The organism is Pandoraea bronchicola (assembly GCF_902459805.1).
Taxonomy (GTDB): Bacteria; Pseudomonadota; Gammaproteobacteria; order Burkholderiales; family Burkholderiaceae; genus Pandoraea; species Pandoraea bronchicola.
In genome coordinates this window covers 855,938-870,032 of sequence record NZ_CABPST010000001.1, presented here as the reverse complement: position 1 = coordinate 870,032, position 14,095 = coordinate 855,938, and the positions used below count along the sequence as shown (strand labels likewise).

The following is a 14,095-nucleotide window of genomic DNA, read 5'->3' as shown; positions in this document are numbered from 1 at the left end:
GGGCGACTCGTGCCCCGGCCTCTCGTTGATCAATGATTGCCCGTCAGCGAGACGAACCAGACCTTCTTCACAAAGGCGTCCACTTCCCAGTGACCCTTGTAGCCTTCGGGCATGACGAACGGATCGCCGGTGCGCAGGACGTGCACCGTGCCGTCCGGATCGACCACGCGGCACTCGCCTTCCAGGATGTAGCCGAACTCGATGTATCCGGTGGTATCCGCACGGAACTTGCCCGCCGTGCTCTCCCAGATGCCCGACGACGCACGGCCGTCGTTGCCCTCGAAACCGGTCATGCTGCGAAACACGGTATCGCCTTCCATCGGACGGCGCGGCTTGCCGATCTCGGGGTTCTGCAAGGGACCGGCGCTAAAGCGCACCAGACGCGAATGACTTTCGGCCACAACTCACCTCTATATCGGTTGGAATTGACTGCAAAATGAAGGCGCAATGCGGGGGGGGGACGTCGCACGTGTGCCGCCGCCCCGACCCTGCACGAACCGCGCAAGATTCAAGGCCTGGCGTACTTCGACAGGCGGAAGGCATATGGATCGACCCTTGGCGTGTTGCCCTGCACGAGATCTGCCATCAGTGCGCCGGCAGCGGGACCGATGCCGAAGCCGTGACCCGAGAAGCCGGAGGCAAGGAAGAAGCCGGGCACATCGTCGACGCCAGAGATCACAGGCACGGCGTCGGGCGTCACGTCGATGAAGCCAGCCCACGCGTGTGCGATCTGTGCCGGCGCAAACGCCGGGAATGCTTGCTTGAGCTTGTCGAGGGCTACGCCAATCGATTTCATCCCCGGCGCCGGATCGAGTGTGCGATGCGCCTCAAACGGCGTCGGGTCGTCGGCACCGAAGCGCGTGGGCATCATCAATTCGTCGAGAAATCGCTTGCCGACGCGCAGCTTCAGATACTTCTTTTCCGACAGCCACGCCGGAAAGAACTGGCGGCACAGGCGAATGCTGTCCGGCGTGAGATCGGCCACCGACGCGCCTAGCTGCGACACCGAATATCCGCCGTCCGCACGTTTGCGGCATGTGAAGTCTTTGCCGTTGATGGCGAGATCCAGCCCGGCGTCCATTGGGGTGGTCCGGAGTACCGACGCGTGCACTTTCAACTGTGGGAAGTTCACCCCGGTGTTGCCGCAGAACAGGCGCGACCACGCGCCGCCGGCCAAGACGACGGCATCGGCTGCTACGCGTCCCCGCTCGGTGACGATGCCGCCTGCTCGCCCACCCTGCCGATCGAGACAACGCACGGCGGTCTGCTCGAACACCTGCGCACCGGCTGCGACGGCCAGCTTCGCAATGGCCTTGGTGGCAAGATCGGGTTCGGCCACGCCGTCCACCGGACAATGCAGCGCGCCGATCCAGCCTCGCGCCGAATGCGTTCCGAACAGGTCCGGCAGTTGCTCGCGGTTCAGCAACTGTGCGGGCACACCCAGCGGCAAGGCCTTATCCAGCCACTTGCGATAGCCGGCCATATCTGCCTCGGATTCGGCCAGATACGCCACGCCGGTCTGGCGGTAGCCCACATCGTGCTGCGCCTGAATCTCTTGCCAGAGGTCGATGGCTTGCAGCGCCAGCGGCAGCTCCTTGTGATCGCGCCCGACGGTGCGAATCCAGCCCCAGTTGCGCGACGATTGCTCGCCCCCGATCACGCCCTTCTCGAACACTGCCACGCGCAAGCCGGCTTTTGCCAACGCCCACGCGGTACTCATCCCGATGATGCCCGCGCCGATGATCGCGACATCGACCTGCCTGGGGAGAACGCTAGCCATAAATCACCAATCGACAATAGAAAAATGAAGCGGGGGAAATCTGTGGGGCAGTGACTACGCTCACACGTAAAAGTGGTTGCTGTTCACGACCATGAATACGGTGGGCTCGTCCCACGCGTTCTCCCAGCGGTATGGCCGGTTGCCCGTGAAGCCATAGGTGTCGCCTGGACCGAGTACCAGCGTGGTGTCGTCGATGAACACGCGCAACTTGCCAGCAAGGACATACCCGACCTTGTCGCCGGCCTGCACCAGCAGATTCGAGTCGGACGCCGCGCCCGGCTCAAGTTCCATCATGAATGCCTCGAGCGACGCGCAGTTCGACGGCGTGATGCGTGACTTGGTCACCCCCGAACCGGCCAGCCGCAGAGGTTTTCGCTGGTTGGCCCACACCACGAACTCACTGGGTTCGGTCGTGCTCGGAACGTCTTCCGCTACCCCCGGGGACGATGTGAACAGTGCCGCCCCATCCACGCCCAGCGCATGGCAAAGCTGACGCAGCGAGCGCATCGAGGGCGAACTCACGCCTCGCTCAATCTGGCTCAACATGCCGATCGACATGTTGGTACGTGCTGCCAGGTCCTTGAGCGTGAACTTGCGCTCGGTGCGCATGGCGCGCAGGCGCATGCCCAGTTCCTTGTCGCTGGCGTGTACGGCGCGATCGCCGGTCAGGCCGACGCTTTCGTCGGGCTCGTTCTCGGAGACTGCGGTCGGGGGCTGGGCGGTGACGGCTTTCGGCTTCGATGGCATGGCAAAAGGAATCGGGGATGCAACAGGGGCGCGTGAAACACACGTTCGTCGAATTTCAATGTGGCTTCAAAAATCTTAGAGTGATTCCGACATAGCGTCAATTCGGAAACGCCCCTCTGAACCGGCTGCCGGGCCGCGCTTTTCAGCAGCGGGCCCGGCGTCAGGCCATCACTTCACATGCTTGCGGCTGACGTGCAGCCCGATCAACGCAAACACGGCGATGATCACGATGTAGTACGCGGGCGCCATCACGCTGCCTGTTGTCTTGACCATAAAGCCGACCACCAGCGGGGTGATACCGCCAAAGAACGTCTGCGCAATCACATAGGCGATCGACACCCCCGTCGTGCGGCACGACGTTGGGAACAACTGCGAGAGCAGCGAGCCGATCGGCGAGAAATAGAAGCTGTAGAACACGAATGACAACGTGCACTGGAAGACTGCGAGTGTCAGCAGCGACGGCGAGCGCGTGAGCATCTGGAATAGCGGGAAGACCAGAACCACGCCGATGATCAGTGCCGTACGCATGACCCTGATGGTGCCGAGGCGGTCGGCGACGATCCCGCCAAGCATCGGCACCAGCGTGCATACGACGCCGCTGCAAATCGAGGCGATGAACGCGTCGTCCTTGGTGAGGCCCAGATTGTTGATCGCAAACGTCGGCATGTAGAGGTTCAGGAAGCTGGCCACGACACCTGCGGCCGTCACCACGGCGCCGACCAGCACGAAGCGCTTGTGCGACCTGAATGTCTCGGCGAGCGGATTCTGCACCGTGGCGCCCGCATGCTTGACCTTCTCGAAATCGGCCGTTTCTTCGATCTTCGAGCGGATGTACAGACCGACCGGACCGATCAGACAGCCAAACAGGAACGGCAGACGCCAACCCCACGAGTTGATCTGCTCCTGCGTGAGCGAATGGTTGCAAAAGTAGGCGAATAGCGAGGCAGCCAGCACCGCGAGACCCGACGCGGAGAACTGCAAGCTCGCAAAGAACGCCTTACGCGACGCACTTTGCTCAGTGAGGTACGAGTTCGCCGTGCCAAACTCGCCACCGACCGAGAAGCCTTGCAGCAGACGACCCGTGACGAGGATCACCGGGGCCCAGACCCCAATCGAGTCGTAGGTCGGCGACACGGCGATCAAAACCGTGCCGGCGAGCATCAGCATTGCCGCGAAGCTCAACGTGGCGCGGCGGCCTGCCTTGTCGGCCATGATGCCGAGTACCACGGCCCCGACCGGCCGGATCAGGAAGGAACTTGCGAACGTCATCAGGCTGAACAGCAACGCCGACTGAGGATCGCCCTGCGGGAAGAACAGCTTGGAGATGGTGATCGCGAACATCGCGTACACCAGAAGATCGAACCACTCGAAAAACGTGCCGAAGTTCGCCGCGATCACATCGCGGGTCCGGCTGCCCTTGCGGGCCTGCGGTGCCGAGAAACTGCCGATTTTGGTGGTGTCCATATACGACCTTCCAGAGCGAGACGTCACTGTGACCTGAGCCTGCATTCTGAGCAGCCGAATTCGGTGTCGATATTAGAGATTTCACCTATGTGAAATTATTGAGCAATTTTTGATGAAATTGCTTTCTCATTGAAATTGCCTGGGGCGGGCCATCAGACGGGCGTCACCGGGCCACTGGCGCTGGGGCGCCTGGATGCCTTTCTGTGTTGCAGGGTCTGCCAGCTGGCGGGCCAATCACCCGGCATATTTCGGAAGCGGGTGGCGAGCAGGTGCCCGGCGCCACCCCAGATGCCGGCAAGAAAGCGGCGCATCCCCGGCGTTTTTCTTTTTTAAACATCTCGTGGTCCTAAATGGTGCAAAATGCGCTTCCTGCACAAGAATAAGCACCATTGATGGGCATCCGAGATGAAATATCAATCACTTGACGATTTCCTGCGCTCCACTGCCGAGCGCAACCCTGGCCAACCGGAATTCCTGCAAGCCGTCACGGAGGTGATGGAAAGTCTGTGGCCATTCATATCGCAGCACCCGAAATATGCCGAGCATGGTTTGCTCGACCGTCTGGTCGAACCCGAACGCATCGTCATGTTCCGGGTGTCGTGGGTCAACGATCACGGCGACGTCCAGGTCAATCGCGGCTATCGCATCCAACATAGCTCCGCTATCGGACCGTACAAGGGCGGCCTGCGTTTCCACCCGTCGGTCAACCTCTCCATTCTCAAATTCCTCGCCTTTGAGCAGACTTTCAAGAACGCGCTGACGACCCTGCCGATGGGCGGTGGCAAAGGCGGCTCCGATTTCGACCCGAAGGGCAAGAGCCCCGGCGAAGTGATGCGGTTCTGTCAGGCGTTCGTGAGCGAGCTGTTCCGCCATGTCGGCAGCGACACGGATGTGCCCGCCGGCGACATCGGCGTGGGTGGCCGCGAAGTCGGCTTCATGGCCGGCATGATGAAGAAGCTCTCGAACCGTGCCGACTGCGTGTTCACGGGCAAGGGGCTGGCGTTTGGCGGCTCGCTGATTCGGCCCGAAGCCACCGGTTACGGCACGGTGTACTTTGCAGAGGAAATGCTCAAGCAGACCGGCCGCAGCTTCGATGGTTTGCGTGTGAGCGTGTCGGGCTCGGGCAACGTGGCGCAGTACGCGGTGGAGAAGGCGATGGCGTTCGGCGCCAAGGTCGTCACCGTCTCCGACTCCAGCGGCACGGTCGTCGACGAAGCGGGCTTCACCCCGGAAAAGCTTGCCGAATTGATGGACGTAAAGAACCATCACTACGGCCGCGTCAGCGATTACGCGAAGCGCCTTGGCCTCGAATTCCTGCCGGGCCGGCGCCCGTGGCATGTCCCGGTCGACGTCGCGCTGCCGTGCGCCACGCAGAACGAACTGGACGCCGACGACGCCGCAACGCTGATCAGCAACGGTGTGCTTTGTGTCGCGGAAGGGGCCAACATGCCGTCGACCAACGAGGCCGCGAAACGCTTCGAAGGTCACGGCATCCTTTACGCGCCGGGGAAGGCGAGCAACGCGGGTGGCGTTGCGACCTCGGGACTGGAAATGAGCCAGAACGCCATGCGTATCTCGTGGCCGCGCGAGGAAGTCGATGCGCGTCTGCACGACATCATGCGCAGTATCCATGAGGTCTGTCTGCACCATGGGCGCCGCGCGGACGGCTCGGTGAGCTACGTGAACGGTGCGAACGTCGCCGGGTTCGTGAAGGTTGCCGATGCGATGCTCGCCCAAGGCGTGATCTAAGCGATAGGCGCCCTTCTGCCCGCGCGGGACGCAGACGATAAGCGCAGCACAAACAAAGAGCGCTGTCCCTCGGGGCAGCGCTTTTTGCTTTCAACGTCGGATCGCCAGGCCGCGACGAAGGGCGAGTGGTCGCGTCCTGTCAGCGCGCAAGTCATTGCGCCGGCACGTCGTGGCGACTGGATGGTGCATCTCACGCTGACGACGATTCAAGGTGACATGCGCGACCTCTCGGTGTTCGCCGACGCGTCATTCGACTGCATCTTCCATCCGATTTCCAATCTGTACGTGCCGGATATTCGTCCCGTTTGGCAGGAGTGCTTTCGGGTATTGCGCCCCGGCTGCGAAGCTGCAAACGAGTGGCGAGGCGATGGTCTTCGGTCATAGATCGGCGGGCAGCCAGACGCCGGGTTCGTCCTGAAAGGCTTCTACGACGACGAACAACCGAATCCGCGACTCGCGATCGATCGCTTCCTGCCGACATTTCTGGCCACCTACGCAATGAAACTGTGACGGTCCTGCGACAACCCTTGTGTCATGACAATCGGCCTCACCCGCTGACCGGCACCCAGATCTCCAACGTCCCCGTGCCGGCGGCGGGATCGAAGTCGGCGCTGTATCGCTCGAAGTCGGGGGCGTCGGCGGGTTGCAGGCCGGACGACGGGAACCAGCGATGCCAGATTGTGTAGACGGTCTGGTGCAACGTCGAGATGTGTTCGCGGTGCTCGAACACCGCGTAGCGCGCAGCGGGAATCTCCACGCATCGGAATGTCTCCGGCAGACGGTCTTTGCGGCGCACTGCCACGCCCGCAATGTACTCAAATCCGCCGTCCCCATCCGGGTGACAGCACACACCGTAGGTCATGTCGCCGACCTGATCGGGAAGATTACCGATGTAAGGATCGAACACCTGCCAAAGCGCGGGAATGCCTTCATTCGTGGCGAACGTGAACCGGTCGCTCAGTCCCGCAATGAGTACCGGCGACGACGTCTCGAAGCGAGGCGGCGTGAGTTCGACAAACTTGACTTCTTTCATACGCAGCGGCTCCACAAGCGTCAGACCAGCAAGACTGCAGCGCGCGCGCAGTTGCTCCGGCGTCAGACCGAAGGCGTCGGTGAATGCGCGCGTGAACGCTTCGTGAGACCCATACCCCGCGTCGAGCGCGACACCGAGAATCGCCGGCGCACCTGTCACTAGCGCATGCGCGGCTCGCGTCAGCCGCCTCGCCCGCACATATCGCATCGCTGGCCATCCCGTGGTGACGGAGAAAAGGCGTGAGAGCGAGAAGCGCGTCATCTCGCAGGCGTTTGCGATGTCATCGAGCGTAAGTTCGTCGCCTAATTTGGCCTCAATGATCCAAAGGGCTCTTGCAACGGGAGTCATGGCATTTCCGAGAACGTGTCGACGTGACTATAGGGCATCGTGCCGACACCCATTTGATCGTTCTTGCGCGAACCCCGATTCGTCCCCACTCGCCCGTGAGCATTGCGTTTGTCGGTGTGCCGTCGCAGATCATCGGCGCCACGCGTGAGGAAGCACGGCGTCGTAGATTTCGCGCAGCCGGCCATGGACGGGCGTCGTCATCACAAAGGCCATCATTTCGTCGGACAGGGTTGCAGTACAGGTGGCCATTTCCTTGCTGTCACCGACAAGGCGGGCGCGCCAATCGGTCAGCGTCGCATGCGCAACCATGTCCGGAGCGTCCAGGAAGGCCTCATTGAGCAATGCGCACGCGAGATAGCGCAATGTGACAGGCGACTCAGTTTCGGTACCGAACAATAGGCTTGACGCCAGTTGTGTCTGCTTGATCGCTTCAATAAGTTCGAACGCTGCCTGATTCCGCAGCGTGTCTTCAAGGTCCGGCATTTCGGATAAGCAAGCACGCCAGAGCGCCGCTTTCACTTCAGGATGCAAGCGCATTGCGGCGTGTGCATCGGCGGGCTGTTCGAGCGGCGATTCAGGCATACGGATGGTAAGTGCAAACAGGCGCTGCAAGCGTATCTGCCAATCGATCGTTGTCAGCTTATGTTCCGGATGATTGGACGAGATTCGCGCAGGCATATCAAGCGCGAGCCGCCGGTAGCACTCGCGATCCGCGAGTCGCGACGTGTCGTCTACAGGCTCGCCCGCGCTCGTCTCGCCTGTCTCCCAATATGCACGCAACAGACGGGCAAAGCGGCGCGTTTCGATTCCCGACGCAGTTTGATATCTCGCATGCAGAAGCGGTATCGGACGGAGTGCGGATTCGGGTGACACGGCGAGTTCGATGGCGTAGTGGGCTTCGGGTGTTGCCCTTCTGAGCACATAGAACGAATGCCAGGGGATGTCGTCTTCCTTGTCGATGACCGCCTTCAAGAGGTCGGGCGTGCATGCAACGGCGCTCAACGTATCGTCCGACAGGAAGATGCAGGTATCGCGTGACGTACCCGGCAACATATCGTCGAGAATGCGCGCCGCCGACGCGATGCTGGGATGCCGGAGAAAGTGCTCGAACAGTTCGTCGGCCAATGCGTCGAGCTGCGACGTGGCGCGGGCTCTGAGCACCAACTGATGAACGGCACCCTGATGGAGGAACGGCCACTGCGGATGGTCCGACGTCTCCAGCAGGTATTCGATGTGAAACCGCAATCGCTCGACGCAGAGCTCTCGTGGCACGGGTTCCCGGTTCCACGTCGCCTGAACACCGACGGGCAGATAAGCGTTGATGAACGCAGTGATCAGCGGACTCTCCCAGAACACCGGGTCGGAGAGTGCCGATACCCACGACGAGATGAAACGCCATACCGTCGCGTCGGAAACCGAAAGCGTTTCCAGCGACTCGATCAACTGGCACATCAACGCACGTTTCAGGTCGCTGTGCCGGTTATCGATCGACGCAATGCTTGCGAGGAATTCCCAGCCGTTGTCCTCTCTCAACAGGGTGTCGATGCGGGCAGTCGCCTCATCGGCCGTCTCTGGGGTGCCGATCAACCAATCGGTATCCAGTGACACGGTGGCGTGGGTGAGGTCCGCGCCGGTGAAATCCACATGCAGGCATCGCAGGTTTTCGAATTGCGCGTCCCGCAGAGAGGTGTTCACGAAAGAGATTCCATGCAGGCTGGCGCCTGTCAGGTTGACGCCGGTGAAGTCCGCGTCGCTGGCATCGACATCGCGCCAGTGTGTGCCGCTCAGAATGCCGGACCGAAAGTCCACGTGCCTCAGATCGATGTCACTCAGCCTGAGGGCACAGAGGTCCGAGACGCTCGCGTCGGTGAATGTCAGCAGATTGCTCTGCAATGCTGGTGGCAGCCGGGCGAACTCGCTGACGTCGGTCATCGAAAATCCCAACTGCTGCCAGGCATCGTCTGAAGCGTTGTCGAACGAGGTGGTCAATTGCGCCACATAGGCCGGAATCATGTCAGCCCTGATTTGCGGGCTGGCTTCGAGTTCCTTGCGCAAGCGCGCCTCGAGCACGTCACGCCGTCGGTTGTCTCGAAAGAACACCAGCCTGACGTCTCCCCATTGCTTGAACGGGTGTTGGCCGGCGCACGCATAGGCAAAGCCGATCGCCCCGATTCGCTGGATCGCCGAGGGCTCCAGATGTCCGATGGTCGATACTGCGCTCGCACCGGCTTTCGAGGCATTGTCTTGTGGAGAGCGATGCGGACGTCGAGGGCTGTTGGCCCAATAGAAGTTCGCTGAATCGGCAGAACCGGATTTGCCAGCTGAGTACACGTTGGAGTCCTCGGGAGATCTCGACAATGAGATGGCAGGTGTCTTCCCGTTGAGTCAACCTGCCTCGAACGCCATGGGGCAATCAGCGGTCCGGAACGGGCCGCACTGGCGAAGACCGCCATCGTATGTCTGGATCGACGCGACTCGGATATCCGGAGGCCGGATTAGGAGAATGCAAGAATTCGCGCGCCGGCGAGCCGTGCCGTCGACGCGGTGACGGGTCACCGGATGACGGCGCCTGTGTTCGTGGCGGGGCCTACCGATGGTCCGTCAACGCTTCGCTTTCGCTTTCGCTTTCGCTTTCGCTTTCGCTTTCGCTTTCGCTTTCGCTATCCGTCCGGTTGGGGATCATGGCGGCGGCGACGGGCGCCTCCCACGCCATCGTCTCGCCCGGTGCCGACACAAAGTTGTCGCGAATCGTCCTGGCGCGTTCAGCACCGCGCTCCGGGCTGGGGTGAAGCGCACGGGTCGCCAGATGTTGAACCTCCTCGGCGTATACATGCCCGATACGCTCGCCTGAGCGATGCAGAATGAAGCGGTAGGCGCCATTGTCACGCGCGAACACGCCGCCTTCGCCGTCCGCCTGCATGGCAAGTTCGACTTCCGCGCACACAGCACAAGCGACAAACTTGCCCGCCATCGGCACAATGACGGCGTCTGACTTCGACAATCCCAGCTCGGCGATCGCCTGCGCAAAGTGGGCCTCGGCGTTCATCGCCAGATCGTCTTCGATGTTCTGCTCGGCGTGACGCGTTTCCGTGACATTGGGAGGCAGCGCGTTGTCCGGGCCGCGCTCGAATGCCGGGGGCGCGTGAATGACGAGGCTGGGGAAGCCTTTGCCGGCTTCTTCCGTCAATATTCGGGAGATGGTTTCGAGCGCTTGTGCGCCCTGTTTGACGATGACATCCCGAGAGATGTCTTCGGTGCCCGATGGAACCCCCATGCCAAGGTTGATTTCCTTCGCGAGCCGCATTTGAGCGGTCTTCAACTGCACCGGTTTCGCGCTGGTCAGGTCATGAAGTTTGCGGAAATGACGCAAGCAGGTGGCAGCGCGCACGGCATGCTTGTCCAGCGTCGACGTGCGTTCAAGTTCCCTGGGATGGTCGGGAGCCTCGGCGTCAAGGGCGATACGCAATGCCCTCGCGAGCTTGTCGCTGTGGAAGTTCGAGGACACGTGCAGCTTGTCGCCGATCACTGCCAGTTGAATTTCGATGGGGTTGATCGCACCGCGCTCGCGCGCGTCCCACTTGTCTGCGAACGCCTTGTTGGTCATCACGTGGTACAGGCTCGTCGCGATATGTGAGAGCTGCTGCGAGACCCGGTTGTATCCGACGTAGCGCTTCCGGTCCGGTACAGGAATTTCCTGGCGCGGAATCGCACGGACTTGCTCCTTGTTCAGAAAGTACGAACTCGCTCCTGCGAATGAGCGAGCTTTGAGCGCAGACATGACTTCCGTATTGCCGAGCTTTGCCCGCAGGACGTTCATATCGGGGCCTGTGACCTGCTGATGATTGAAGTCGAGAAACCTCGCGGATGCCGTCGCCTTCTTCAGTGCGTGCGAGTTCCCCCGGCGACAGAGCGTTCCTGTGGTTGCGCTCTTCTGATGCGGCGAATTGGCCGCGGCATCTGACGAGAAGGTGTAGGGGCTTTGTTGCGAAACGCGATTGTCAAAGGGCATGGATATTCTCTAGTTAGCCTGCATTGAGCATTTCGGGCAGAACGTCGATCGTCGTGCCCGAGCGGATGTCGTCCAACGCTGATAGCGACGCGGTCAACGCGGCGCGCCATGGTTGTCGGAGGGGTTAGCGCAGTGCGAGCCTGTGCACCGGGCCACTGTGTTGCGCGCCGGGGCCCGCGTGAAGAGAGGTCGGTGCGTCGAGCTGGATCGCGCCGCGCCAGTGGGTGCACCATTCGAGGAATTCGACGATCGTAGCGGCCAGTTGCTCGGCGCTCGCCAGATGTCGCGACAACGTGGCGAGCGCCACGGGGCGAGAAGACTGCGGATGCCACGCGATCAACGGTTTATCGCCGCGTAACGTGTCGACCGTCATCGGTGGAAACATCGACAGCAGATGCTTCGCCGGCATGTCCATGACGGGCTCGGGAAGGCTTATCGGAAGCGTCAGTGCCAACCTCTCTCCGGTGTGCAGAATCGCCAGCTCGTGCTCGTCGTCGACGAGGAAGCAACAGATGCCGTAATCGTCGAAGGAGAGAGAAGGAATACCAATCAACTCACCAAACTCACGCAAAATTTCGCCTTCAAACGTCTCGGACACATCGCTCCTTCCGGGTATCGGATTGTCATGCTGACGGACCGCATCGGCGCGTTGCCGCAGCCCGTCCAGATGAAAGATGAGGACTGAGAGGGGGCGCTCGCGAATTGGGTCCCCATGCATGGCCGTTTCATCCATTCCCTATAAAGATTGACGGGTCACGACGCATTTACCGGTTCTCGCCATCGATGTCAGGAACTTCGGTGTCCACGACATACCGTCTTTCGTGACGACCCAGGGAGGGCAGTGCAATCAGCCGGCCGACTTCATCAATCGCCAGAACGTTGTGCGGCTGATCCCGAGCGCCCGGCTCGCTGCCGCACGATTACCCCCCGCGGCTTGCAGCGCGGCGAGCGCAGTCGCATGCGTGACGGGTGCCGTGGTTGTGGCCTCGCCGGTGCTGCTTTGCTGAGGAGGTGGCTTCCGGGCGGACAACCGCTGCAACTCCGGAAACACTTCATGCAGTGTCTGGGCATGACGAGCGACATCGTGATCGAGATAAATCGCCGCGCGCACCAGCAGGTTCTCCAGCTCACGCACATTGCCCGGCCAGTCGTAATGATCGAACAGCGGCGAGAGCACTTCGAGAATCGGCTTCGATGCACGAGCATCCAGCCCGTACTGCGCCGCGCTTCTCGACAACAGCGTTTGCGCGAGCAGATGAATATCCTCGCGGCGCTCGCGCAAAGCGGGCAACGTCACCTGCAACAGGTTCAACCGGAAATAGAGATCTGCGCGGAACCGGCCTTGCGCGACCAGCGCATTCAGGTCGCGATGCGTCGCGGCGATCACCCGAACATCGATAGGCACCGGACGCCCCGATCCCAGCCGCATCACCTCGCGCTCCTGCAACACTCGCAGTAAGCGGCTCTGTAATGCAGCGGGCATCTCGCCGATCTCGTCGAGGAAAATGGTGCCCGTGTGGGCGATCTCGAACAGCCCCGCCTTGCCGCCGCGCCGCGCGCCGGTAAAAGCGCCTTCGTCATGGCCGAACAGCTCGCTCTCGATCAGTCCCTCCGGCAGCGCCGCACAGTTGAAGGCGACGAACGGATTGCCGCGCCGCGCACTCGCGTTGTGGATGCCCTGCGCGACAAGTTCCTTGCCTGTCCCGCTCTCGCCGGTCAGCAACACTGTCGCGTCGTGCGAGGCTGCCGTGCTTGCCAGCCGTCTCACCTTCTCGATCTGTGGCGAATCGCCGACCAATTCGGCCAACTCGTGCTTCGCAACAAGATGTCTGGGCCGCTGCGTCGTGCGCAGCGATCGGTCGATGCGCTGCGCCATCTGGGCGTCCTGCACCGTGACCACTGCGCCCGAGCGCATGCCGTGCTCAAAGATCGGCACGCAGCTCACGATGAAGGCGCGCGCGTCGATATGCGCCAGACGCTCCTCGATAGCGACACCGCCCTCTGACACTTCCCGCAACATCGGCCCGAGTTTTCGCGTCAGCTCGAATTGCCGCGCACCGTGTGTTGCGACTCGCTCCGCGTCGATGTCCAGCAGCGAGAACATGGCCGGATTCACCGCTTCCAGTTGACCGTTTTCGTCGAACGCCGCGACCCCATCGCGCATGTGCGCCACGATGGTGTTCAGGCGCATGCGCTTTGCTTCCTTCTCGCGGCTCACGCGCGCCAGTTCGACCGATCGCTCGAAGGCTTCTTCCACAGCGCCGAGCGAGTAGAGGAAGACGTGTTCGAGTCCCGCCTCCTGCGCCAGATCGCACGCCATGCCCGGACCGATGATGACCTTGCACCCTTGCGCTGCCAGCGTATCGACGGCTGTGCGCACCTCGTCGGCGGAACGGTAAGCACGTTGCCGAAGCTGAATCTTGAGTAGCTGGCCGAGATCGTCCAGCTCGCGCGACACGGTCTCGTGAAGCACCAGACCAAGCGGCTGGTCCGGCCAGGTCGTGGTGGCTCGCGTGATGGCACTCAGCACGTCGAAGCCATTGACCTTGACGGTCACGACCGGCACAGACAGGTTCTCGCGCAGATACGCACCGTTCGATCCGGCCGCAAGCACGACGTCAACGGCGCCCGACTCCACATAAGACTGCAACGCCGCGACGGCCGCGCCGTAGCCTTCGCGCACGGAATAGAAGCGTGCGCGGTCGGTGTAGCGCGGCGCGACGGTCTCGCAAAGGGTCTGCAACCGGCTGATGCTCACGAGGGCGATGCCCGGACGGCGAGCACGGGGATCGGACGGTGCGGACGCGGCAGGGCGCGGCGGCTCGACGCCGGAAAGGCTGGGGGGCATGACGATGTCTCTGTATGGCGCTGACAAAACGGTTTGCTCACCGTTTCATGAGTGTTTCAAAGGCGTTTCGTGAAACGTTTCATTTTCTGTTCGCCGATTCTGCCACATCCGCAGGAA

General features: G+C 61.7%; 10 protein-coding genes and 1 pseudogene. 2 read left to right on the top strand and 9 right to left on the bottom strand.

What is annotated here, in order from left to right:
- Positions 1–29: 29 nt before the first annotated feature.
- The 4 genes from PBR20603_RS03895 to PBR20603_RS03880 all read right to left on the bottom strand — a co-directional run bounded on the left by PBR20603_RS03895 (position 30) and on the right by PBR20603_RS03880 (position 3,991).
- Positions 30–401 carry a cupin domain-containing protein gene (locus tag PBR20603_RS03895; RefSeq protein WP_246174358.1) on the bottom strand — a complete coding sequence of 124 codons (372 nt, stop codon included), beginning with the start codon at positions 399–401 and terminating at the stop codon, positions 30–32.
- 107 nt (positions 402–508) lie between these two features.
- A complete protein-coding gene (locus PBR20603_RS03890; protein ID WP_150558183.1) occupies positions 509–1,780 on the bottom strand; it encodes an NAD(P)/FAD-dependent oxidoreductase in 1,272 nt (423 codons plus the stop codon).
- Between the two features lie 60 nt (positions 1,781–1,840).
- Entirely contained in the window at positions 1,841–2,527 is a 687-nt protein-coding gene (locus tag PBR20603_RS03885; RefSeq protein WP_150558182.1) for a helix-turn-helix domain-containing protein, read from the bottom strand.
- A gap of 168 nt (positions 2,528–2,695) precedes the next feature.
- The gene (locus tag PBR20603_RS03880) at positions 2,696–3,991 is read right to left on the bottom strand and encodes an MFS transporter (protein ID WP_150558181.1); all 1,296 of its coding nucleotides are present in this window, start codon (positions 3,989–3,991) and stop codon (positions 2,696–2,698) included.
- Between the two features lie 405 nt (positions 3,992–4,396).
- Between PBR20603_RS03880 and gdhA the strand changes: the two genes are divergently transcribed.
- Entirely contained in the window at positions 4,397–5,740 is a 1,344-nt protein-coding gene (gdhA, locus tag PBR20603_RS03875) for an NADP-specific glutamate dehydrogenase (protein ID WP_150558180.1), read from the top strand.
- Positions 5,741–5,824: 84 nt separating this feature from the next.
- Positions 5,825–6,250 (top strand): annotated as a pseudogene (locus PBR20603_RS03870) (class I SAM-dependent methyltransferase).
- Positions 6,251–6,287: 37 nt separating this feature from the next.
- Here PBR20603_RS03870 and PBR20603_RS03865 read toward each other — a convergent pair.
- The 5 genes from PBR20603_RS03865 to prpR all read right to left on the bottom strand — a co-directional run bounded on the left by PBR20603_RS03865 (position 6,288) and on the right by prpR (position 13,978).
- Positions 6,288–7,121 carry an AraC family transcriptional regulator gene (locus PBR20603_RS03865; protein ID WP_150558179.1) on the bottom strand — a complete coding sequence of 278 codons (834 nt, stop codon included), beginning with the start codon at positions 7,119–7,121 and terminating at the stop codon, positions 6,288–6,290.
- Between the two features lie 129 nt (positions 7,122–7,250).
- Entirely contained in the window at positions 7,251–9,452 is a 2,202-nt protein-coding gene (locus PBR20603_RS03860; protein WP_150558178.1) for a pentapeptide repeat-containing protein, read from the bottom strand.
- Between the two features lie 256 nt (positions 9,453–9,708).
- The gene (locus PBR20603_RS03855) at positions 9,709–10,938 is read right to left on the bottom strand and encodes a hypothetical protein (RefSeq protein WP_150558177.1); all 1,230 of its coding nucleotides are present in this window, start codon (positions 10,936–10,938) and stop codon (positions 9,709–9,711) included.
- A 316-nt stretch (positions 10,939–11,254) separates the two neighbouring features.
- Positions 11,255–11,848, bottom strand: a complete 594-nt coding sequence (locus PBR20603_RS03850) for a CesT family type III secretion system chaperone (RefSeq protein ID WP_174977763.1) — start codon at positions 11,846–11,848, stop codon at positions 11,255–11,257.
- A 129-nt stretch (positions 11,849–11,977) separates the two neighbouring features.
- Positions 11,978–13,978 (bottom strand): propionate catabolism operon regulatory protein PrpR, encoded by a 2,001-nt coding sequence (gene prpR / locus PBR20603_RS03845; protein WP_150558175.1) that lies wholly within the window; start codon positions 13,976–13,978, stop codon positions 11,978–11,980.
- Positions 13,979–14,095 lie beyond the last annotated feature (117 nt).

What these genes read in the sequence shown, in the direction of transcription:
- PBR20603_RS03890 (WP_150558183.1), bottom strand. Translation starts at nt 1,780, where the DNA reads ATGGCTAGCGTTCTCCCCAGGCAGGTCGATGTCGCGATCATCGGCGCG.
- PBR20603_RS03885 (WP_150558182.1), bottom strand. Translation starts at nt 2,527, where the DNA reads ATGCCATCGAAGCCGAAAGCCGTCACCGCCCAGCCCCCGACCGCAGTC.
- PBR20603_RS03880 (WP_150558181.1), bottom strand. Translation starts at nt 3,991, where the DNA reads ATGGACACCACCAAAATCGGCAGTTTCTCGGCACCGCAGGCCCGCAAG.
- gdhA (WP_150558180.1), top strand. Translation starts at nt 4,397, where the DNA reads ATGAAATATCAATCACTTGACGATTTCCTGCGCTCCACTGCCGAGCGC.
- PBR20603_RS03865 (WP_150558179.1), bottom strand. Translation starts at nt 7,121, where the DNA reads ATGACTCCCGTTGCAAGAGCCCTTTGGATCATTGAGGCCAAATTAGGC.
- PBR20603_RS03855 (WP_150558177.1), bottom strand. Translation starts at nt 10,938, where the DNA reads ATGAACGTCCTGCGGGCAAAGCTCGGCAATACGGAAGTCATGTCTGCG.
- PBR20603_RS03850 (WP_174977763.1), bottom strand. Translation starts at nt 11,848, where the DNA reads ATGCATGGGGACCCAATTCGCGAGCGCCCCCTCTCAGTCCTCATCTTT.
- prpR (WP_150558175.1), bottom strand. Translation starts at nt 13,978, where the DNA reads ATGCCCCCCAGCCTTTCCGGCGTCGAGCCGCCGCGCCCTGCCGCGTCC.